The sequence below is a fragment of the Streptomyces camelliae genome (assembly GCF_027625935.1).
Taxonomy (GTDB): Bacteria; Actinomycetota; Actinomycetes; order Streptomycetales; family Streptomycetaceae; genus Streptomyces; species Streptomyces camelliae.
Window position 1 is genome coordinate 3,622,534 of the sequence record NZ_CP115300.1, and the last position, 19,949, is coordinate 3,642,482.

Sequence of the window (19,949 nt, forward strand, 5' to 3'; positions counted from 1 at the left end):
GTGGGCCCCGCTTCGCAGAAAGCCGAAGCGGGGCCCGTGCAGGTCTCAGATGAGGCCGAGGCCGCGCACCGCGTCGCGCTCCTCCTCCAGCTCCTTGACCGAGGCGTCGATACGCGCACGCGAGAACTCGTTGATGTCCAGGCCCTGGACGATCTCGTACGCGCCGTCCTTGGTGGTGACCGGGAAGGAGGAGATCAGCCCCTCCGGAACACCGTAGGAACCGTCCGACGGGATGCCCATGGAGGTCCAGTCACCCTCGGCCGTGCCGTTGACCCAGGTGTACACGTGGTCGATCGCGGCGTTGGCGGCGGAGGCGGCCGACGAGGCACCACGGGCCTCGATGATCGCGGCACCGCGCTTGGCGACGGTCGGGATGAACTCGTCGGCCAGCCACTTCTCGTCGTTCACGACCTCGGCGGCGTTCTTGCCGGCGACCGTGGCGTGGAAGATGTCCGGGTACTGGGTCGCGGAGTGGTTGCCCCAGATGGTCAGGCGCTTGATGTCGGCGACCGTGGAGCCCGTCTTCTTCGCGAGCTGGGTCAGCGCGCGGTTGTGGTCCAGGCGGGTCATCGCGGTGAAGCGCTCGGCCGGGACGTCCGGCGCGGCGGCCTGCGCGATGAGCGCGTTGGTGTTGGCCGGGTTGCCGACGACGAGGACCTTGATGTCGTCCGCTGCGTGGTCGTTGATGGCCTTGCCCTGCGGCTTGAAGATGCCGCCGTTGGCCTCCAGCAGGTCACCGCGCTCCATGCCCTTGGTGCGGGGGCGGGCGCCGACCAGCAGAGCCACGTTGGTGCCGTCGAAGGCGACGTTCGGGTCGTCGGTGATGTCGATGCCCTGGAGCAGCGGGAAGGCGCAGTCGTCCAGCTCCATGGCGGTGCCCTCGGCGGCCTTCAGCGCCGGGGTGATCTCCAGGAGGCGCAGCTTGACCGGTACGTCCGCGCCGAGCAGCTGGCCGGAGGCGATGCGGAAGAGCAGGGCGTAACCGATCTGGCCGGCCGCGCCGGTGACGGTGACGTTCACGGGAGTGCGGGTCATGGCGTTCTCCGTAGGACAACTGGCGGTAGGGCTTCCCGGCCCCGGGCAGATGATCGATCTCTTGGCGTCAAGAGATCGATCCAGCGGTCAGGCTATCGCGCATCCGGCATGCGAGACGTCCCGGGCCGTGTGGCTCACCCCACAAGGCGGACACAGGGCCGACATACGGCGGACGCAGGCGGACGCAGGGCGAACGGAGCGGCGGCCGCCGGTCCGGGAGAGGGGGACGGAGGCGGCCGCCGGTGGGGGGAAGTACCGGCATGCCGGACTCCCGTGGGGGGTACGGTTCGCGTGCCCCGGATCCGACGGACCATGCGTCCCGTCCCGGAATTTCACCCGCACGATGTCGAGCGGGCGCGATTTCTCCCGTTTCATCCGCTACGTCGACCGCTTCATCCGCTACGTCGACCGCTTCATCCGCTACGCCGGCCGCCCGGTCACTTCGTGCACCCTGTCCGCCCGGAGGCGAGGGTCGCGCAGGCCTTGGCGTCGGCCGCGTTCTGCACGGCGACCATCGGGGTGTAGGCGATGGCGTCGCCGGTCGCGGTGATCTCACCCGTCTGGCGGACCGAGCCCGCGGAGATCTCCACCTTGTCGCCCCGGGTGGCCCCGGTGATCCGGCCCCAGGCGGTGCCGCAGGCCTTGCTGTAGCGGACCTCCAGGGTGGTGGTGCCCACGGTGGCGGTCTTGGCGGTGCTCACCAGGTCGCCGCTGCATCCCATCGCCTCGGCGTCCTTGCCGGTGCAGGCGGAGCCGGCGCACTTGCCCCCTGCCGGCGGGCTCGCGTGGCGGGTGGCGGTCGGCGACGGCGGCGGGGCGGCGGCGTCCTGGTGCTTGCCGCCGCTGCGGTCGGTGAAGAAGAAGACGGCGGCGATGACGACGAGCACACCGACGAGCCCCGCGAGGAACATCATCAGCCGCTGCCGGCCCCCGCTCCCCGGCTCCGGCGCACCTTCGGCCGGCCGGGGCGCCCGCGGGTCGCCCGGATCCGAGCCGGGCCGGGCGTTCGCCCGGGGCGGCCCCTGATACCCGGTCGGCCCCCACGAATCGGCCCTGCGCTCGGCGCTCTTGCCCCCGCTCCCCTCGGCGTCCCTGGCGTCGGCGTCGGCGCCCGTCGGCTGGGGCGGGATCGTCGGTGAGACACCCGCCGGACCGGCGATGCCCGGAGTCGCCGTCACGCTGCCGTTCTTGCGCCCCGACGGCCGCCCCGACACCCGCCCCGACGGCCCCCCGGTCGCCTCCGCCGCGCCGAACTCCCCCAGCGCGGCGCGGGCCTGGGAGATGCGGATCGCCTCCATGGTGCCGTCGTGCCGCATCTCCGACCGGCTCCAGGCGCGCTCGGCCAGCTCCCACATCGTGGTCAGATGGACGGGGCTGGTGCCGGTGACCTCGGCGAGCGCGACGACCGCGCCCTTGGGTGCGAGGAGCCGGCCGCCGAGGTACCGCTCCCAGGAGGTCTTGCTGTAGCCCGTGCGGTCCGCGAGGGCCGCGACGCTCAGCCCGCTGCGGTCCACGAGCCGCCGTATCTGACTGGTGAACTCCTTGATCTGCGGATCCAGATCGTCCGGCAGATCTTTCCAACGAGGCATCGCTTCCCCCCTACGTTCCCCAGCCCGTTCCCCGTCCTGGCTACCCACAAGGATGCCCTGCCTACGGATCCCAGTTCCCGGCGTGGGGGCGCGCGGGAGCATGGACGGCGCGCGCGGACACCGTAGCGGAACGGTCACTTCCGTGCCACAGCGCAAGGACAGGCGTTGAACAGGCAGTTCACGGGAGGAAGGCTGAATCCGGACGGCGGTTCGCCCCCCTTCGGGGGTGGGGGCGAACCGTCGTACACGGGCGGCGCTACTTGTTGCTGAGCGTCACGTGCAGGAGGTCCTTCAGGAACGGGATCTGCAGCCACGGATTCGGCTGGGCCATCATCGCGAGCAGGACGATCGCCAGGCCGAGGACGCCGTAGGTGCTGATGTCCGTGAACCGGGAGCGGACGGCGAGCATGCCGACGCCGGGCAGGAGCCAGCGCAGACCCGCGCCGGCCAGCAGGGCGACGCCGATCAGCAGCGTGCCCGGACGGAACTGGTCCAGCGAGGTCAGCAGCAGGCCGAGCGCGACCGTGCCCAGCACGACCAGCAGCGGCCACTGCCGGGCAGGGGCCGGCGCGGCACCGGACGCGGCGCGGCCGCCGCCCTCGGGCCGCGCGGTGTCCCTCGTGATCCGCGGGAAGCGACGGGTGGGCCGCTCGGGACCCCCCTCGGCCGGCTGCGTGCCGCGGGTGGCCGCCCCCGCGCGGGCGCCCTCAGCCGGCACTGCGCTCCGCCGCCTCGACCACGTTGACCAGCAGCTGCGCCCGGGTCATCGGGCCCACACCGCCGGGGTTCGGGGAGATCCAGCCGGCCACCTCGGTCACGTCCGGGTGGACGTCGCCGAGGATCTTGCCCTCGGCGTTGCGGGAGACGCCGACGTCGAGGACGGCGGCGCCGGGCTTGACGTCCTCGGCGCGGATCAGGTGCGGGGAGCCGGCGGCCGCGATGATGATGTCGGCCCGCTTGAGGTGGGCGGACAGATCGCGGGTGCCGGTGTGGCACTGGGTCACGGTGGCGTTCTCGCTGCGCCGGGTGAGCAGCAGCGGCATCGGACGCCCGATGGTCACGCCCCGCCCGACGACGACGACCTCGGCGCCCTTGATCTCGACGCCGTGGGCACGCAGCAGGGACAGGATGCCGTTGGGGGTGCAGGGCAGCGGGGCCGGCTCGTTCAGGACGAGGCGGCCGAGGTTCATCGGGTGGAGCCCGTCGGCGTCCTTGGCCGGGTCCATCAGCTCCAGGATGCGGTTCTCGTCGATGCCCTTGGGCAGCGGCAGCTGGACGATGTAACCGGTGCAGGCAGGGTCCTCGTTCAGCTCGCGGACGACCGCCTCGATCTCCTCCTGGGTGGCGGTGCCCGGCAGTTCACGCTGGATGGAGGCGATGCCCACCTGGGCGCAGTCGCGGTGCTTGCCGGCGACGTACTTCTGGCTGCCGGGGTCGTCCCCGACCAGGATCGTGCCGAGGCCGGGCGTGACGCCCTTCTCCTTCAGCGCCGCCACGCGGGCGGTCAGATCGGACTTGATCGCGGCTGCGGTGGCCTTGCCATCGAGAATCTGGGCGGTCATACCCCCATCCTCGCGGATGACCGGGCCTCGGTTCCAATCCGGAGGCCCAGGGTTCCCATCCGGATACCACTCCACCCGCCCTTTGATCAACCGTGTTGCACTTGCACAACACCTCCACTCTTCGGCTGGACAAGCCCATATCCGGTCAAGAACGATGAGCACACAGTGCAGCGGGCAGCTCATCGGGGGGACGAACCGCATCTGTAGAAACGATTCCTCCGTGCGGTGCCGCGCCTCGTCCCCGCACTCGACCATCGGAGGAACACCACCATGAGCTTCGGCGACCCGAACAACCCCTACGGGCCCCCGCAGGGCCAGCAGCAGGGCTACGGTTACCCGCAGCAGCCGCAGCAGCCCGGTTACGGCTACCCGGCCGCGCCGCCCGTCCAGCAGTCGTACGGCATGGGCGCCCCGATGACCGCCATGCCGGGCAACGTCAGCGCGGCGCGCGTACTGCTCTGGGTGATCGTCGGCTTCCAGGTGATCGGCGTGGCGATCTTCGCCTACGCCGGTGTGGTCATCAAGAAAGCCAAGGACGACAGCTCCATATCCCTCCCGTCGACCCTCAGGGACTACCAGCCCGGTGAGATGTGGGCCTTCGCGGTACTCGCGCTCGCCTGGCTGGTGTGGGCGGCCGTGCTGGCGTCGAGGTTCAACACCGGCGGCAACGGTCTGCGCGTCACGGCGCTGGTCTTCGGCATCCTCACCGCGGTGATCGCGGTCTTCCCGTTCACGTTCGCGGGCATCTTCCACCTGGTGCTCGGCATCCTGATCGCCTGCTTCGTGGGCGGCTCCAACGGCAAGGCCTGGTTCAACCGCCCGCGCTACTGAACCGGTGCGCGGGACAGACCAGTTCGCGCCAATCAGCATCCAGGGCCGTGTCTCACCCATCAGAGGGGAGGCACGGCCCTGGTGTGTCCCCCTAGGCTGGCCGGGGTAGCCGTACTGACCCGGCTAACCGTCAGGCACGGGGAGACGCACCGTGTACAGCATCATCGTCGTACCTCCGCCGACCACGGAGGACGACCGCCAGCAGATCCACCTCGCCCCCGGCGAACGCCTCAGCTTCGGGCGGGCGCCCGAGAGCGGCCTGCCGATCCCGCACGACGGGGTCTCGCGCCGGGCCGGTGAGCTCACCGCCCAGGGCACGTTCTGGATACTGAGCAACCTGTCGGCGCGGCAGACGTACGTCGTGGAGAACCCCGAGGGCGCCGGCGAGCACATCAAGGTCGGGCCGGGCCGGCTGGACGCACCCGTCCCCTTCGAGTTCTCCCGGATCGTCCTGCCCGCCGCCGGTGACCTGCTGCCCATCGAGGTCTGGGCCCCGCGCCACGACTACGTGAGCGACGACGGCGGACCGGACGGCGACACCACCGCCGCCGCCTTCTCCGTCGACCGCACCAAGCGCTACTTCGCCGTCCTGGCCGCCCTGTGCGAACCCCGCCTGCGCGGCGACCCGCACGCCCCGCTGCCCACGGTCGACCAGGTGGTGGACCGGCTGCGCCCCAACTGGCCCTCCGCGTCCCGCACGTCCGTGCAGTGGAACATCGACTACCTCGCCGTGAAGCTGCGGCTCAAACCCGGTCCGGAGAGCGCCGATCCGGGACCCCGGCTCAACGGAAAGAAGGAGTCCCTGGTCTCCCTGGCGCTCCGGTTCGACGTCGTGCGCGAGGACGACCTGGTCGTGCTGACCACGTCGGCCAGTCGGGCAGCCCGGTGACCGAGCCGTACGCCGTACCGGTGCCCAGGGGCTACCGGGCCGGTGTCTGGGAGGTGCGCGAGCCGATCGCGACGGGCGCCTTCGGCAGCGTGTACGCGGCCCGGCGCGCCGAGAACTCCGCGGGCTGTCCGGACCTGCCCGCCACCGCCGCCCTCAAGTTCCTGCCCACCGGCACCAACACCCCACGCCAGCTCGCCCACCTGCGCGAACTCATCGACCGCGAGGTCGAGTTGCACCGCCGGCTGCGCCGCCCCCGGCTGATCCGGATGTACGAGACCCTCGTCCTGGACGACCCCGCCCGGCCCGCCCTCGACGGCGCCACCGTCCTCGTCCTGGAGCGCGGCGAAGGGTCCGTGTCCGCCCTGCTCGCCACCGACCCCCGCCCGGCGGCCGGTCCCGCCCTGCTCGCCCAGATCTGCGAGGGCCTGGCCCAGCTGCACCGCGCCGGCTGGGTGCACGGCGATCTCAAACCGGCCAACGTGCTGCTGATGGCGGACGGTTCGGCCAAGCTCACCGACTTCAACATGGCCGCCGAACTGGAGGGCACCCACGCCTACACCCCCGCCTTCTCCACCCCCGACTACACCCCGCCCGAGCTGCTGTGGGCGGAGATCGGAGAGCGCGGCCGACGGATCCGCCCCTCCGCCGACGTCTGGGCCTTCGGCGTCCTCGCCCATCTCGTCCTCACCGGCTCCTTTCCGCTCCCCGGCGCCACCCCGTCGGCCCGCCGTGACGCGGCGGCCGCCTACGCGCGCGGCACCGACGAGCTGCGCCTGTCCGCCGAACTGCCGGACAGCTGGCGGGAGATCGTCCGCGCCTGTCTGACCCGTACGCACGCGGACCGCATCACCACGGAGGCGCTGCTACGTCGCGTGGCGGCGGCGGCCGGTACGGCCCGCTCCCCGCGCCCGTTCCCCCGGCGCGGACGCCGGCCGGTGGTGATCGCCGCCGCCACCGTCGCCCTCGCGGCCCTCGGCTACGGCATCAGCACCTGGATGGCGGACGACACCGACACGGCCGCCCTGGCGCGTTACGGCGCCGCGGAGCTGCGTACCGACAAGGGCGTCCCGGTGCAGTACCGCCGCCTGATCGTGGATGCCGCCCACTTCTGCACCCGCCCCGACGTCACCCCCGTCCTCATCGCGGCGATGCTCAAGTCGGAGAGCGACTTCGACCCGAACCTCTCCGACCCCGGCAACATGGAGTACGGCATCGCCCGCTGGACCCCCGACGTGCTGCGCTGGTGGATGCAGGACAACGGCGTCCCCGCGTCCGCGACCACCACTCCCCCGCTCACCCCCTCCGTCTCCATCCCGGCCATGGGCCGCTACCTGTGCTACATGGACCCCCGCCTGAAACCGGGCCTGCCCGGCGACCGGCGGGTGCTGCTCGCCGCGTCGTACCGGACGTCGTACGGGAAGGTGAACGACACGGGCGGAGTTCCCCCGAAGTACCGCGACTACTGCGCCCGTGTCGCCCACTACCTCCAGGAGTACGCGCCCCCGGGAAAGAAGTGACCCTGAGACTTCAGAGGTACCGGCGGGCGGGGACGACTGGGACTGTTGGACCACTCCACCGGGGCGCCACGGCATCACGGCGGAGCGACCGGATCAGTTCCTGCCAAGCCCGCCGCACTGCTCATCGCGGCCACCGCTCTCGTCGCCGGCTCCACGGTCGCGGCCACGGCCGCCGCCCCGGACGGCACCCGGGTCACCAGCGTCCAGCAGGTCGCCGACCACGTCCTCGCCGGCCACCCGAAGGCGCTCTCGTCCTCCGCCGACCAGGTCCGCTACGACGGCCTGACCCTCACCAAGGCCGCAAAGGGCAAGGTCAGCGCCAAGGACCTGGACTGCGCCTACGGCCACCTGTGCATGCTCGTCAACGGCACCAAGTTCGACTTCTACAAGTGCCAGACGTGGACCGTCCAGAACTGGACCGGCGACGGCCCGTTCACCAACAACCAGACCCCGGGCACGGTCGCCCGCTTCTACAACCAGGACGGCAGCCTCCGCTGGACCTCGACGGCCTACGAAGCCGGCACGGCCAACTGGGACCCGGTCTACTCCCTGCGGCCCTGCTGACCCCGGTGGCCTAGCAGACCAGACGGCCTCCGGCTCCCTCGGGGGAGGGCCGGAGGCCGTCACTTCTGTGCTCGGTGTGGCGTGGCGCTACTTCAGGTGCTGCTCCAGGTCGTCCACGGTCCAGTCGGCCTGGCGGAGAATGGAGCGAAGGGTGCCGGGCGCGAGGCTGCGATGGAGAGGCACGATGACGGTCCGCTCGCCGCATGCGGTACTTGGCATGGCTGCCACGGGTGGTGATGTGCTCGAATCCGCCCCGCTCCAGGGCCTTGGCAATGGCCACGCCGGACAGGTCTGCGGGGACAGCAGGGCTCATGCGACGCGCCGCACTTCGACGGGGGCAGTGATCACGTCGGTGACCTCGGGAGCGGGAGCGTCCTCGAAGTAGAGCTCCAGCGCCTCACGCAGGTTCTCCCGGGCCTCTTCGATGGTCTCTCCCTGGGAGGTGACCTCGACCTGGAGACAGCGGGCCACGTACCACTCACCCTCGTGAGTGATCGCAGCGGTCAGGTGCAGTGTGTCAGCCATACCGCCAGTCTGGCACTCACCCTCCTCCCCGGCAGCGGCTCTGCCCATAGTCACCCGTAATGGTCAGAGCTCACTGTTTCTGATCAGGTCGAGGAAGGGGGCCCAGGCGGGGGTGGGGATGAGGAGGATGGGGCCGTGGGGGGTCTTGGAGTCGCGGACGGGGACGACTCCCTGCGGGGCATCGGCTACTTCGACGCAGTCGCCGGCCGTGTCGCTGCTGTAGCTGCTCTTGCGCCAAGTGACGAGGCTTGGTGCGACGAAGCCCCGGCGCGGACGAGGAGTCCGGCCGGGGCCTGTTACTGGTCGACGCGGTGGCCGAGCGCTGGGGCGTGGAGCACGGCCCCAGCGGCAAAACGGTGTGGTGCGAACTCAGTGGAAGAAGTGACGCGTGCCCGTGAAGTACATCGTCACGCCCGCCTTCTGCGCGGCCTCGACCACCTGCTCGTCACGGATCGACCCGCCCGGCTGGACGATTGCCCGGACACCGGCGTTGATGAGGATCTCGGGGCCGTCCGGGAAGGGGAAGAAGGCGTCGGACGCGGCGTAGGAGCCCCGCGCGCGCTCCTCGCCCGCCCGCTCGACGGCGAGCTTGCAGGAGTCGACGCGGTTGACCTGGCCCATGCCGACGCCGACCGAGGCGCCGTCCTTGGCGAGGAGGATCGCGTTGGACTTGACCGCGCGGCAGGCCTTCCAGGCGAAGGCCAGCTCCGCCAGTTCGGCCTCGCTCAGGGCCTCGCCGGACGCCAGGGTCCAGTTGGCGGGGTCGTCGCCGTCGGCCTGGAGGCGGTCGGTGACCTGGAGCAGGAGGCCACCGTCGATCTGCTTGGCCTCGACGCGGTTGCAGGGCGCGCTCGGGGCCTTCAGGACGCGGATGTTCTTCTTCTTGGTGAGGGCTTCGAGGGCCCCCTCCTCGTAGTCCGGCGCGACGATGACCTCGGTGAAGATGTCCGCGACCTTCTCGGCCATCTCCTTGCTGACCGGGCGGTTCACGGCGATGACACCGCCGTACGCGGAGACCGGGTCGCAGGCGTGCGCCTTGCGGTGCGCCTCGGCGACGTCCGAACCGACCGCGATACCACAGGGGTTGGCGTGCTTGATGATCGCGACGCAGGGCTCGTCGTGGTCGTACGCGGCACGGCGCGCGGCGTCCGTGTCCGTGTAGTTGTTGTACGACATCTCCTTGCCGTGCAGCTGCTCGGCGGCCGCGAGGCCGCCCGTGCCGTCGACGTAGAGGGCGGCGGGCTGGTGCGGGTTCTCGCCGTAGCGCAGGGTGTTCTCGCGCTCGAAGGTGGCGCCGAGGAAGTCGGGGAACTGGGACTCGTCGACGGGGGCGTAGGACGAGGCGAACCAGGAGGCGACGGCGACGTCGTAGGAGGCGGTGTGCTGGAAGGCCTCGGCGGCGAGCCGCTTGCGGGCGGTGAGGTCGAAACCGCCGTCCTTCACGGCCGCGAGGACGTCGGCGTACCGCTCGGGGCTGGTGACGACGGCGACGGAGGGGTGGTTCTTGGCGGCGGCACGGACCATCGACGGGCCGCCGATGTCGATCTGCTCGACGCACTCGTCGTCGGAGGCGCCCGAGGCGACGGTCTCACGGAAGGGGTAGAGGTTGACGACGACGAGGTCGAACGGCTCGACGCCCAGCTCGGCGAGCTGCTCGCGGTGGCTGTCCAGCCGCAGGTCGGCGAGGATGCCCGCGTGGACCTTGGGGTGCAGGGTCTTGACCCGGCCGTCCAGGCACTCGGGGAAGCCGGTCAGCTCCTCGACCTTGGTGACGGGGACGCCGGCGACGGCGATCCGGGAGGCAGTGGAGCCGGTGGAGACGAGCTGGACACCGGCCTCGTGCAGCCCCTGCGCCAGCTCTTCCAGCCCGGTCTTGTCGTAGACGCTGACGAGCGCGCGCCGGATGGCCCGCTTGCTGCTGCTGTCGTTGGTCTGGGCGGTCACTGGATAACTACCTTTCGTCCCTCAATGCGATAGCCGTTGCGGGCGAGCCGCCCCACGACCTCGACGAGCAGCCTTCGCTCGACTTCCTTGATGCGCTCGTGCAGCGCGCTCTCGTCGTCCTCGTCCCGGATCTCGACCACGCCCTGGGCGATGATCGGGCCGGTGTCGACGCCGTCGTCGACGAAGTGGACGGTGCAGCCGGTGACCCTGACGCCGTACGCGAGCGCGTCGCGGACGCCATGGGCCCCGGGGAAACTGGGGAGGAGGGCGGGATGGGTGTTGACGATCCGCCCGCCGAACCGAGCGAGGAATTCCTTCCCGAGGATCTTCATGAACCCGGCGGAGACGACGAGGTCCGGCTCGTAGGCGGCCACGGCCTCGGTGAGGGCGGCGTCCCACTCCTCCCGGCCGCCGAAGTCCTTGACCTTGCAGACGAAGGTGGGCAGCCCGGCGCGCTCGGCACGGGCGAGCCCCTCGATGCCGTCACGGTCGGCCCCCACGGCGACGACCGCGGCGCCGTACTGCTCGGCTCCGGTGCGCGCGATCTCGTCGAGCAGCGCCTGAAGATTGGTGCCGGATCCGGAGACCAGCACGACGAGACGCTTGACCGCGGGGGCAGCGTGGGTGGCGGCCACGGAGGAGGCCCTTTCTCGGGATCTCGGATACGACCTGGGTCTTGTACATTCGTACGAATGCTTCGCGCCCCTGGATACGGGGAACTCTACGAAGCAGCCGACCGCCAGCAACGATACCGGCACACCGGGCAGCCCCCAGGGGACGGGGGTCTGGCCGGAAGGTAGCGTTCGGGAGGAACCGGCTCGGGAACGCGCACGCGGTGCGGTGCGTTTCCGGGGTGGAAGCTCACATCGGACAGCCGTATCCAGCCGGATCCAGCCGTATCCACCTAGGGGAAGACGCTCTCTTGATGCCCGATCGCAGCCTGCGACTCCTCACGTTTCCCTCGCGCCCCGACCAGGGGGGAGAGCGTGGCGCCGTCCTGCTGCGGGAGCGCCCGACCTCCCCGCCGGAGGCGCCGGGGGACGGCAACGGGCACGGCACAGGGCACCAGTCGGACAACCCCTTCGCCCCGCCCCCGGAGGGCACCCCGGACCGGCCGTGGCAGCCCCGACGCCCTGAGGGCGGCTCGGGCGACTCCGGCTCGGGCAACGGGGGCAACGGGGGCGGCGACCCCTGGGGAGGCAGTGGCCCTGGCGGCGGCTCCCCGTGGGGCGGTCAGTGGAGCGACCGCCAGCCCGGCCGCTCCCCCGGCGGCTTCGGCGAGCGCCCCGGTTCCGGCGGCTCCCAGGGCCCCGGCGACGGACCGGGCTCGGGCCGCGGCATGCGCTGGGACCCCACCGACCCGGCCCAGCGCCGCGCCCGCTACGCCCTGCTCTCCGGCATGTGGTCGGTCTTCTTCGTCCTGTTCGGCTGGCCGTACGTGGCCCTGCTCCTGGGTGCCCTGGCCCTGTACTGGGGCGTCAGCTCCCTCCGCGCCAAGCCCCGCACCCCCGACCCGAACACCCCGCCGGCCCCCGGCACCGGCCGCCCCCAGGTGACGGCGGCGGTGGGCGGCCTGGTCACCGCCTCCCTGGCCCTGGTCCTGGTGGCCTCGACCTTCACCGTCCAGTTCGTCTACCGCGACTACTACACGTGCGTGAACGACGCCCTCACCCACGAGGCCAAGCAGTCCTGCGACCAGCACCTGCCGAAGCAGCTGCGGGGGGTGCTGGGGGTCGGGAACGGCTGAGGCGGGGTGTGAGGGCGGTGTGAGCGGGACATCCGCTCGCCTTCGACTACTGCCGTCAGACAGCTCAGAGGCCCCGCAAGCAATCGAAGCAGGCGGGGCCCCTGATTTTGGAAACAATCACCCTTGGGCGGCCCTGGAAATCCACCCCTCAAGCCCCAGGACGAATCCCTCTAGGCGCATCTCGAAATCCGTGCCAGAGATATCTCCACCATCGAACGACCGCCATGAATCAGCAAGTGCGTCGACCAGATCCCCCTGCTCGATGAGGAGATCAGTCAACTTTTCCCCGTCCAGCGAGAGTTTCCCTGCCGACATCACCCAGATGACACCTGCCGCGTCCGCCGCGATTCCGCGGCCCGCGAGTTCGACGGCACGCCATGAGACTCGCGAATCAGCGGCCACCTGAAGGAACACTTCGAGCGCCTCAGAGTTTCTTACAGCCATTCGCTTTCCTTGTGCATCGGGACCAGAATCCGGAGACGCCGGCCGCCACTCCGCCAACGAGGAGTCTACTCACCACCAGAAAGGAACTTCCTCGCCCATGGAATGGCCGCCTTCCCTTCCGGCACCTCAGCCCCTCCCTCTCTGAGAACACTCGCACAGTATGTCAGGCAGCTATTCCCCAGCGGATGATATGGACCCCAGCTCCCCTGGGTTTCCTCCTGGAACTTCAGAGCGGCCTCTGCGTTCGGGAGGTCAAGGTCCCGGCTCATGATGCTCGGCGGGCCGTCATATGGAGAGACGACGGCTTCTCCATCGTGAGGCATGAGATGGGTGTGCGTCACAGTCTCGCCGTCCGTGACCTCAATGCTGAAGTGGTTCCCCTCGCCGTGATAATGCAGCGTCGCAACACCCTCTTTGCAGTTGTGAACCAGGACTGGCGTGGCCCCTGCCAGAACATAGTACGTGTGGAGCTGCTGGACGGTCAGGTTCCACCGATTTGCCGCGCCCGGGGTGGTGCGGATGGCGACGACATGGACGTGGCCGTTGGTGGCGGTGTTGAGGGCGTCGCCGCGGTGGAGCTTTCCGGCAAGGACCCACTGGTGGATGGTGTCGTCCCAGAAGGGGTGCTTGGCCGTGGTGTGGACGGTGGCGGTGTGGCCGTCCTTGGTGCGGATCGTGACGTCGAGCAGGTCGTGGTCGTGGTTGATCCAGACGTGCTGGACGGTGCGCGGGCCTTGGTGTTTGCCCGTCTGGGGGTTTCCGGCTTCCACCTTGTCGCCGGGTTTGATCTTGGCGATGGGCTTGGTCTTGCCGTGGGCCATCAGCACGCGGGTCGACGGGCTGAAGCTGAGCTTGCAGGCGACGCCCATGAGTTCGTCGCCCGAGGTGGCCAGGTCGGCCGCGCCGTCTTCGAGGGCGTCGGCGCCCATCATGACGACTTCGTCCTCGCCGCCCGTACCGACCGTGAGCACCACCATGAAGGCGGCCTTGGTGCAGCCTCCCCAGCTGGGGTCCTTCAGACAGCCGACGACGTCGGCGGCTCCCGATGCGTGGTAGATGAACTTGCCGGCGTCCCCGAGGAGGTCCAAGCCGCTCTTCCACCACGACGTGCCCTTGTCGTGCGGGGCTACGGGGACATGGACAACGATCGGGTCGGACAGGTGGTCGTTCTCGTAGGTGGGGGGAGGCGTGCCGTGCCAGGTGTCGGTTTCGGCGCTGCCGTACTCGGAAGGCGTGAAGCCGTAGCAATTCCAGGGCAGGCTGTCACCTTCGCCGGAGCACCCGTTGTCCCCGCTCATGTCGACACCGCTCGTGTCGACGCTGCCCGGTCCGCACTCGTTCCAGCCGCCGCTGCACTCCGAGCCGTCCGAGTTACGCAGGATCATTCCGGTCGGGTCCGAGTTCGTGACCGGGTTGGCGCCCGCGTAGGCGTAACCGGCCATCTGCTGCGGGTCGGTGGCCTCGAAGAGGGGGTCGAGGCTGATGAAGCGGCCGGTGGTGGGGTCGTACTGGCGTGCGCCGATGATGGACAGGGCGGTGTTGGTGTCCGTGGGGGCGTTGAGGAAGCCGCGGTTGTCGCTCCAGGTGACGGTGGTGCCGCGCGGAGCGCCGTACGGGGTGAACTCGCGCCAGGTCGGGGTCTGTGCCGTGGAGTCCAGGGACAGGCCCGCCGTGCCGTGCTGGTCGGGGATCTGGAAGGTGTAGGTGCTGGTGCTGCCGCTTGCCGTGGATCCGGTACGGACGGCGCGGCCGCCGCCGGGGAGGGTGTAGTAGCGGTTGCTGTTGACCGTGCCGCTGGTCGTGTCGAGGGTGAGCTGCTCGCCGGGCAGGTAGAGGGTGGTGCTGGACGGGCCCTTCTGGAGCAGGAGGTTGCCCTCGGGGTCGTAGAGGTAGTGGCTGTCGCCCTTGGTGCCGCCCGTGATGCCGGTCAGGCGGCCGGCGTCGTCCCAGGCGAAGGTCTGGGTGCCGTTGGCGGGGGTGGTGCGGGTCTGGGTGTTGCCGGCGCTGTCGTAGGTGGCCGTGGTGGAGGCGGTGGCTCCGCCGGTGGTGTCGGTCGAGGTCAGGGTGTGGGGCTGGTTGGTGCTGTTGCCGTTGTAGCCGTAGGTCGTGGTGGTGTCCGTGCCGCCGGTGGTGGAGTGCTGGACTTCACCGGTGCGGTTGCCCAGTGCGTCCAGGCTCCAGCTCGTCCAGTACGCGCCCTTCGTGTCCAGGGCGTCGCCGACCGTGGAGGAGTTCGTGCCGGACGGGGTGGCCGCGCAGGAGTCGGTCGCGGTCCAGGCCTGGGTCAGGCGGTCCAGGTTGTCGTACTGGTAGCACTGGGTTTCGGTGGACGTGGTGGAGCCGAGCCGGGTGGAGGTCTGCTTGGTGATGTTGCCGGCCGGGTCGTACGTGTACGCCTGCTCGTCCACGTTCGTGGGCGTGGCCGTGGAGCGCGTCACCAGCTGGTCGGTGAGCTTGCTGGTGTGCGGGTCGTAGGTGTTGGTGATCCAGGCCTCGTTGGAGCCCATGCCGATGGTCTCCTGCTGCACCCGGCCGAAGGCGTCGTAGGCCGTCGTCTGGGCGTAGCCGGAGGTACTGCCCAGTCCGGAAGGCAGGTCGAGGGCGCCGGAGTAGGTGTGGCCGACGGTCTCGGCGGGCAGGCCGCCGGCCGCGGGGTAGATGTCGCGGAACGGCAGACCGGTGGTCGTGGTGTAGGTGTGCTGGAAGGTGTAGCTGGTGCCGAGCGTGCTGCCCTCGGTCGAGGAGGGGATGGTGACGGTCTCGCCGAGGGACTCGCCGAAGACGTTGAAGCCCTTGGACTGGGTGACGTAGGCGGCACCGCCCGAGTAGGCCGTCTCCGTGGTCACGTGGCCGATGGCGTACTTCATGCCCGTGACGGCGTTGTCCGAGTTGTCGTACACCCACGAGGCCAGCTGGTTCGACGTCGACTGGCCGGTGACCGGGGCGTCGTACTCGCCGGTCTTACGACCCAGCGCGTCGTAGGTGAAGCTGATCGTCTTGTTGCGGGAGTCGGTGCTCTGCAGCAGGTTTCCGGCGTTGTCGTACTGCATGGTGCTGTCGCCGGCGTCGGGGTCATGCTTGGCCGTGACGCGGCCGAGCAGGTCGTAGGTGCTGGTCCAGGTGCTGCCGGCCGCGGTGACGCTGTTCTGGTTGCCGTGGTCGTCGTAGCCGTAGGTGGTGGCCTGGCTGGTGCCGCCGGTGACGGACCAGGTGCCGGTGAAGGTGTTCGACGGGGTGTTCAGCGTGGGCGTGCTGGTGTATTCGTCGAGTTCCGTGGTGCGGCCGAGGGGGTCGGTGACGGTGGACTTGGTCACGCCGCCGGACGGGGGAATGACGGTGGTGCGATCGCCGTTGTAGACGGTGGTGGTCCGGGAGACCTCCACGTTGTCCTTCTCCGACAGGTCGATCAGCGTCCGGCCCAGGCCGTCGTAGCTGAAGTAGTCCTGGTTCGGGACCTCGTCCTTGAGGTTGGCCGCGGAGACCAGGGTGGTGTTGGGGGTGGTGGCGGAGTCCCACCAGCCGTTGTAGGTGGCGGACTTCCAGCCACGGGTGTCGTAGAAGGTATCGCTCACCAGACGGCCGCCCTGCGGGGTGCCGGTCTGGGTCTGCCGGGGACGCATCAGTGCGTCGTAGAGCGTCGTGGACGTCTGGTAGCCGGACGAGTCGTTGAGCTTGTTCGTCGTGGTGGCGCTGATGCCGCTGTTGGAGACTGTGTAGCTGTAGGTGTAGTTCGCCGGGCTGGTGGTGGCACGGGAGTCCAGCCACGCGCTGGTCGTGCGGCCCAGGGTGTCGAACTGCACGGTGGTGACCACGCCGTTGGCGTCCGTCGTGGTCAGCGGCAGGCCGCGGGTGGGGTCCAGCGTGGTGGTGGTGCTCTGGTTCAGGGGGTTGGTCGTGGTCGTGCCGGTCACCGAGCCGTAGGCGTCGTCGGTGAAGGCGGTGGCGGTCTTCTTGCCGTTGGCGTCGTATGCGGCGGTGACCCGGCCGCGGGAGTCGTACACCTGTGATTTGGTGGTCTGCCAGGTGAAGGCGCCGCCGCTGTAGCCGGACGCCTGCTGCGTGACCGATGCGTCGCCCTTGGTGGGCGCGGAGGTCTGCGGGAACGTCGGGGACGCCGGCTGCGGCCAGGTGGTGGCCATGCTCTGGTCGTCGTAGAAGGTGCGGCTGGCGGAGACGACCTGGTCCGGGCGGTTGACGGTCGCCGGGGCGGTCAGGGTGTTGACCGAGCCCGGGACGCTCGCCGTGCTGCCCTCGGTGAAGCCGCCGCAGGGAACGGAGTCGGTCTCCGTGCTCGCAACCAGGCCGACCAGGTTCTCGCCGGAATTGGGGGCCGCGTACGTGGTCGTGGTGCACCGCTCGTACGCCGCGTTGGCCGGGACCGTGTGGCTGTACTGCGCGGTCTGCAGGCCGAAGTCGGCGTCCGTGGTGGTGGCGTCGTAAGCGGTGTCGGTCTCGTTGATGCGCCAGGTGGTGGTGCCGCCGTCGGTCACCGCCTGACGGGTCCAGGTCTCCACCGGCTCCACGGCGTTGGCGGTCAGGTCCGGCAGGCCGGATCGGGTGCGGGTGGCGGTGGCGGGAGAGACCCAGTAGGAGGTGATGGCGGAGTGGTCCACCGGGCCGCCGTTGCCCAGGTAGGAGGTGGACTCCAGACTCTGGCCGGCCAGTTGGTTCAGGTCCTCGTGGCTGCCGCCCTGGGAGTCGGTCAGCGACACCGCCGTGGTGTTGTTGTCGTCCGACATGCCCTGGTAGTACGTCGTCTCCGCCAGGGTCTGCTTGTCGTTGACGCCGTCACCGGTGAGGGTCTTGACGTCCCCATAGCCGCGCCACTGACCGTAGGTGCGGTACTTCTTCTGGACGACCTCGTTGTCGTCGAAGTGCCAGGCGGGCTTGGCGTACTGGTAGGAGGTGGCCATGGTGGGCGCGCCGCCGGTGGGGTCGGTCTGGGTGACCTTGTTCGCGACGTACTTGTTGAACCAGTCCAGGAACGGTGCGCTGTAGCCCTGCGGCGTCCAGTACACCGGGAAGCAGGATGAGGTGTTCGACGCCGGGCTGATGGTGACCGGGGCGGAGCAGGCCGCGGTCTGGGCGTACTGCACGCCGATCACCGAGCCGGTCTCGGTGGTGACCGCCGAGATGCGGAAGCGGTCCAGCGGCGGCAGACCGTCGGTGACCGTGTCCACCCGGTTCTGCAGGTCCACCGCGGTGAACGACACACTGGGCAGCGTGATGGGCGAGGTGCTGCCACCACCGGCCGTGTCCTGACCGGTGTGGGCGATCCCGGACAGCCACAGGGTCGCGTTGCCGTCACCGGAAGTCGGCATGGTCTGGGTCAGCGCCCAGGAATCCACCTTCGCATACGCCGAGGAGGCGGCCGCGTACTGCTCGGTGGTGACGGTGGTCAGGCGGACGGTGGAGAAGAACGACGGACTGTGCGCGGCACAGGTCGCACCGGACGCGCAGACCAGGTCGTAGGGCACGTCCGGCCAGTTCGCCTTGGTCGTGGAGTTCAGCGGGTCGCACGTGCCCGACACGCACCGGTCGCCGGTGGTGAACAGCACCTTGTCCGGGACGGTGCCGTACGCGTTTCCGTCGGTGAAGCCGTAGTCGATGTGGTCCAGGTGCGAGTCGCGGACGTAGGAGACGTTGTGCGCGCCGTTGTCCTCGCCGTAGTAGTTCGTGTCCTGCTTGTAGTAGTAGGACATCGCGTCGCCCTGGACGTCGGTGACGTAGTCCAGGTTCCAGCGGTAGGCCATGGTGCACACCGAGGAGGTGAACCCGGACGAGTTGTAGCAGGGGTCGCCGGAGTGCGCCGAGTAGACCGGCTCCGTGTCGACCGAGTTCGTCGTCGCCTTCCCCGAGGCCCAGCCCGGAAGTTCGTTGCGGCCGAAGGAGTAGACCTTGCCGTCGCGCTCGGTCACCGTCCAGTAGTCGGTGTTGTACGTGCCGGTGCCGTTGTTCGAGTTGGTGACGTGCTTGACGACCGCGCCGTTGTCGTTCTGCGGCTTCCACACGCTCTTCGACGAGTCCCACACCAGCGAGGTCGTCGACCCGTTGAGGGAGAGCGTGAGGATCGGGCCGTCGTAGCACTCGTCCGAGGTCGAGACCGGCGACGCGGTCCCTTCGGGGCTGTCGCTGCAGGAGACGAACGACTGCTCGATGAACGACTGCGGGGTGCTCCAGCCGTCACCCACCCAGGAGGACTGGGCCTCCGTCGCCGCCGTCTGCCCGTCCACCGAACCCGAGTCATAGTCGAGAGACGGCTTGGGAGTGAGCGCGGACGCCGACGACGGCACGGCCATCGGGTAGGAGTAGGTGAACGAACCGGACGAACCGCCCGCCGACCACGATCCCGACGGCTTCAGCGTGGTCGCGGCGTAGGACCCCGAGGGACCGCCCCCGTCCCCGCCACCCGATCCGGACACAGCGGCCATCACCATCATCGACGAGCCGCCGGACGAGCCGCCGGACGTGCCGCTCAGGGGCAGCGACGTGGACACCGACTTGCTCCGCGCGTCGTTCCTCGACCGCAGGGGTGTCTGGGTACGGCAGGCCGCACGCTGCGGGGTGGTCAGAGCACAGGCGGGCAGTCGTACCAGGTGCAGACGAGAGCCGAAGGCGCCGCCGTAGGCCTGCGCGAAGCCGGAGTAGTCCAGGCTGAGCTGTGCCGTGCCGATGCCCTTGCCGGAGGGGGCGAGGGTGAACAGGACACCGTTCACGCCCGCCTTCGCCGCCTCTGTACGGGACTTGACCGTCACCTTGGCGGCAGACGGACCGGAGTAGCGGCCGTGCTTGGGTGCGACCTGTTCCATCGACAGCGGCAGGCGGGGCGAACCGTGCGCGGCCGCAAGGGACTTGTGTGGCGCGGCGACGGGGAGGGTCGCGGTCTGCGGCGTCGGCAGGGTCGTCGCGGTGGGACGGTACTGCCGGGTCGCCTGGTCGTGCGGCTTGGCGAAGTGCGTCGCCGCGGGCTTGACGCCCTTCACCGACGGCGCGGCGTGCACGTCGGGCGCGGAGGCGTGGTGATGCGCGGTGCGCTGCACCGCGTCCGCACCGGCCGTGCCCGCGGAGGCGAAGAGGGATCCTACGGCGAGGAAGACAACCCAACCGGATCTGCGCAGGCGGCTGGCGCGCCGCTTCCCACCCCACACGGACATCGGTTGACCCCTCGTCAGAAAAGCATCAAAAGACGCACACAATCGGTGCAGAGTTGAACGCCTTCTGCACACGCGAGGTCAGAGATTTCCATGGCATGACCATGAATATGAAGAAAGAGCCATCAACAAGATCGCAAAGGGTTCCCCC

Annotated in this window: 15 protein-coding genes and 1 pseudogene; 5 read left to right on the forward strand and 11 right to left on the reverse strand. The window is 69.8% G+C overall.

Annotated elements, in window-relative coordinates:
- Window positions 1–45: 45 nt before the first annotated feature.
- The 4 genes from O1G22_RS16380 to O1G22_RS16395 form a co-directional block, all read right to left on the reverse strand.
- Window positions 46–1,035, reverse strand: coding sequence for a malate dehydrogenase (locus O1G22_RS16380; protein WP_270082045.1), 990 nt, complete (start codon window positions 1,033–1,035; stop codon window positions 46–48).
- Between the two features lie 437 nt (window positions 1,036–1,472).
- Window positions 1,473–2,624 (reverse strand): XRE family transcriptional regulator, encoded by a 1,152-nt coding sequence (locus tag O1G22_RS16385; protein WP_270082046.1) that lies wholly within the window; start codon window positions 2,622–2,624, stop codon window positions 1,473–1,475.
- A gap of 256 nt (window positions 2,625–2,880) precedes the next feature.
- Complete coding sequence (locus O1G22_RS16390; protein WP_270082047.1) at window positions 2,881–3,342, reverse strand: DUF3017 domain-containing protein; 462 nt, start codon at window positions 3,340–3,342, stop codon at window positions 2,881–2,883.
- Window positions 3,332–4,186 carry a bifunctional methylenetetrahydrofolate dehydrogenase/methenyltetrahydrofolate cyclohydrolase gene (locus O1G22_RS16395; protein WP_270082048.1) on the reverse strand — a complete coding sequence of 285 codons (855 nt, stop codon included), beginning with the start codon at window positions 4,184–4,186 and terminating at the stop codon, window positions 3,332–3,334. Before O1G22_RS16395 ends, O1G22_RS16390 begins: the two co-directional genes overlap by 11 nt.
- A 270-nt stretch (window positions 4,187–4,456) precedes the next feature.
- On the opposite strand from O1G22_RS16395, the gene O1G22_RS16400 reads away from it, so the two are divergent.
- The 4 genes from O1G22_RS16400 to O1G22_RS16415 all read left to right on the forward strand — a co-directional run bounded on the left by O1G22_RS16400 (window position 4,457) and on the right by O1G22_RS16415 (window position 7,987).
- The gene (locus tag O1G22_RS16400; RefSeq protein WP_270082049.1) at window positions 4,457–5,017 is read left to right on the forward strand and encodes a hypothetical protein; all 561 of its coding nucleotides are present in this window, start codon (window positions 4,457–4,459) and stop codon (window positions 5,015–5,017) included.
- Between the two features lie 151 nt (window positions 5,018–5,168).
- On the forward strand, window positions 5,169–5,906 hold the full coding sequence (locus O1G22_RS16405; protein WP_270082050.1) for an FHA domain-containing protein: 738 nt from the start codon (window positions 5,169–5,171) through the stop codon (window positions 5,904–5,906).
- On the forward strand, window positions 5,903–7,423 hold the full coding sequence (locus tag O1G22_RS16410) for a protein kinase domain-containing protein (protein WP_270082051.1): 1,521 nt from the start codon (window positions 5,903–5,905) through the stop codon (window positions 7,421–7,423). Before O1G22_RS16405 ends, O1G22_RS16410 begins: the two co-directional genes overlap by 4 nt.
- A 45-nt stretch (window positions 7,424–7,468) precedes the next feature.
- Window positions 7,469–7,987, forward strand: coding sequence for a hypothetical protein (locus O1G22_RS16415; protein ID WP_270082052.1), 519 nt, complete (start codon window positions 7,469–7,471; stop codon window positions 7,985–7,987).
- Window positions 7,988–8,074: 87 nt separating this feature from the next.
- On the opposite strand, the gene O1G22_RS16420 is transcribed toward O1G22_RS16415, so the two are convergent.
- The 5 genes and pseudogenes from O1G22_RS16420 to purN all read right to left on the reverse strand — a co-directional run bounded on the left by O1G22_RS16420 (window position 8,075) and on the right by purN (window position 11,091).
- Entirely contained in the window at window positions 8,075–8,206 is a 132-nt protein-coding gene (locus O1G22_RS16420) for a type II toxin-antitoxin system HicA family toxin (protein ID WP_270082053.1), read from the reverse strand.
- A gap of 90 nt (window positions 8,207–8,296) precedes the next feature.
- Window positions 8,297–8,512: a type II toxin-antitoxin system HicB family antitoxin gene (locus O1G22_RS16425; protein WP_270082054.1), complete on the reverse strand. Its 216-nt coding sequence runs from the start codon at window positions 8,510–8,512 to the stop codon at window positions 8,297–8,299.
- Between the two features lie 63 nt (window positions 8,513–8,575).
- Window positions 8,576–8,740 (reverse strand): annotated as a pseudogene (locus O1G22_RS16430) (DUF397 domain-containing protein); the annotation flags it as partial.
- A 141-nt stretch (window positions 8,741–8,881) separates the two neighbouring features.
- Window positions 8,882–10,456, reverse strand: coding sequence for a bifunctional phosphoribosylaminoimidazolecarboxamide formyltransferase/IMP cyclohydrolase (gene purH / locus O1G22_RS16440; protein WP_270082055.1), 1,575 nt, complete (start codon window positions 10,454–10,456; stop codon window positions 8,882–8,884).
- Window positions 10,453–11,091, reverse strand: a complete 639-nt coding sequence (purN, locus tag O1G22_RS16445) for a phosphoribosylglycinamide formyltransferase (RefSeq protein ID WP_270082056.1) — start codon at window positions 11,089–11,091, stop codon at window positions 10,453–10,455. Before purN ends, purH begins: the two co-directional genes overlap by 4 nt.
- A 290-nt stretch (window positions 11,092–11,381) precedes the next feature.
- Here purN and O1G22_RS16450 point away from each other — a divergent pair, with 290 nt between their 5' ends.
- Entirely contained in the window at window positions 11,382–12,203 is an 822-nt protein-coding gene (locus tag O1G22_RS16450; protein ID WP_270082057.1) for a hypothetical protein, read from the forward strand.
- Between the two features lie 117 nt (window positions 12,204–12,320).
- Here the strand turns inward: O1G22_RS16450 and O1G22_RS16455 are convergent, their stop codons facing one another.
- Window positions 12,321–12,647, reverse strand: a complete 327-nt coding sequence (locus O1G22_RS16455) for a hypothetical protein (RefSeq protein ID WP_270082058.1) — start codon at window positions 12,645–12,647, stop codon at window positions 12,321–12,323.
- A gap of 65 nt (window positions 12,648–12,712) precedes the next feature.
- On the reverse strand, window positions 12,713–19,801 hold the full coding sequence (locus O1G22_RS16460; RefSeq protein ID WP_270082059.1) for a polymorphic toxin-type HINT domain-containing protein: 7,089 nt from the start codon (window positions 19,799–19,801) through the stop codon (window positions 12,713–12,715).
- Window positions 19,802–19,949: the final 148 nt, after the last annotated feature.

Coding starts and splice junctions, on each gene's coding strand:
- O1G22_RS16380 (WP_270082045.1), bottom strand. CDS start 1,035: ATGACCCGCACTCCCGTGAACGTCACCGTCACCGGCGCGGCCGGCCAG.
- O1G22_RS16385 (WP_270082046.1), bottom strand. CDS start 2,624: ATGCCTCGTTGGAAAGATCTGCCGGACGATCTGGATCCGCAGATCAAG.
- O1G22_RS16395 (WP_270082048.1), bottom strand. CDS start 4,186: ATGACCGCCCAGATTCTCGATGGCAAGGCCACCGCAGCCGCGATCAAG.
- O1G22_RS16400 (WP_270082049.1), top strand. CDS start 4,457: ATGAGCTTCGGCGACCCGAACAACCCCTACGGGCCCCCGCAGGGCCAG.
- O1G22_RS16420 (WP_270082053.1), bottom strand. CDS start 8,206: ATGCCAAGTACCGCATGCGGCGAGCGGACCGTCATCGTGCCTCTCCAT.
- O1G22_RS16425 (WP_270082054.1), bottom strand. CDS start 8,512: ATGGCTGACACACTGCACCTGACCGCTGCGATCACTCACGAGGGTGAG.
- O1G22_RS16450 (WP_270082057.1), top strand. CDS start 11,382: ATGCCCGATCGCAGCCTGCGACTCCTCACGTTTCCCTCGCGCCCCGAC.
- O1G22_RS16455 (WP_270082058.1), bottom strand. CDS start 12,647: ATGGCTGTAAGAAACTCTGAGGCGCTCGAAGTGTTCCTTCAGGTGGCC.
- O1G22_RS16460 (WP_270082059.1), bottom strand. CDS start 19,801: ATGTCCGTGTGGGGTGGGAAGCGGCGCGCCAGCCGCCTGCGCAGATCC.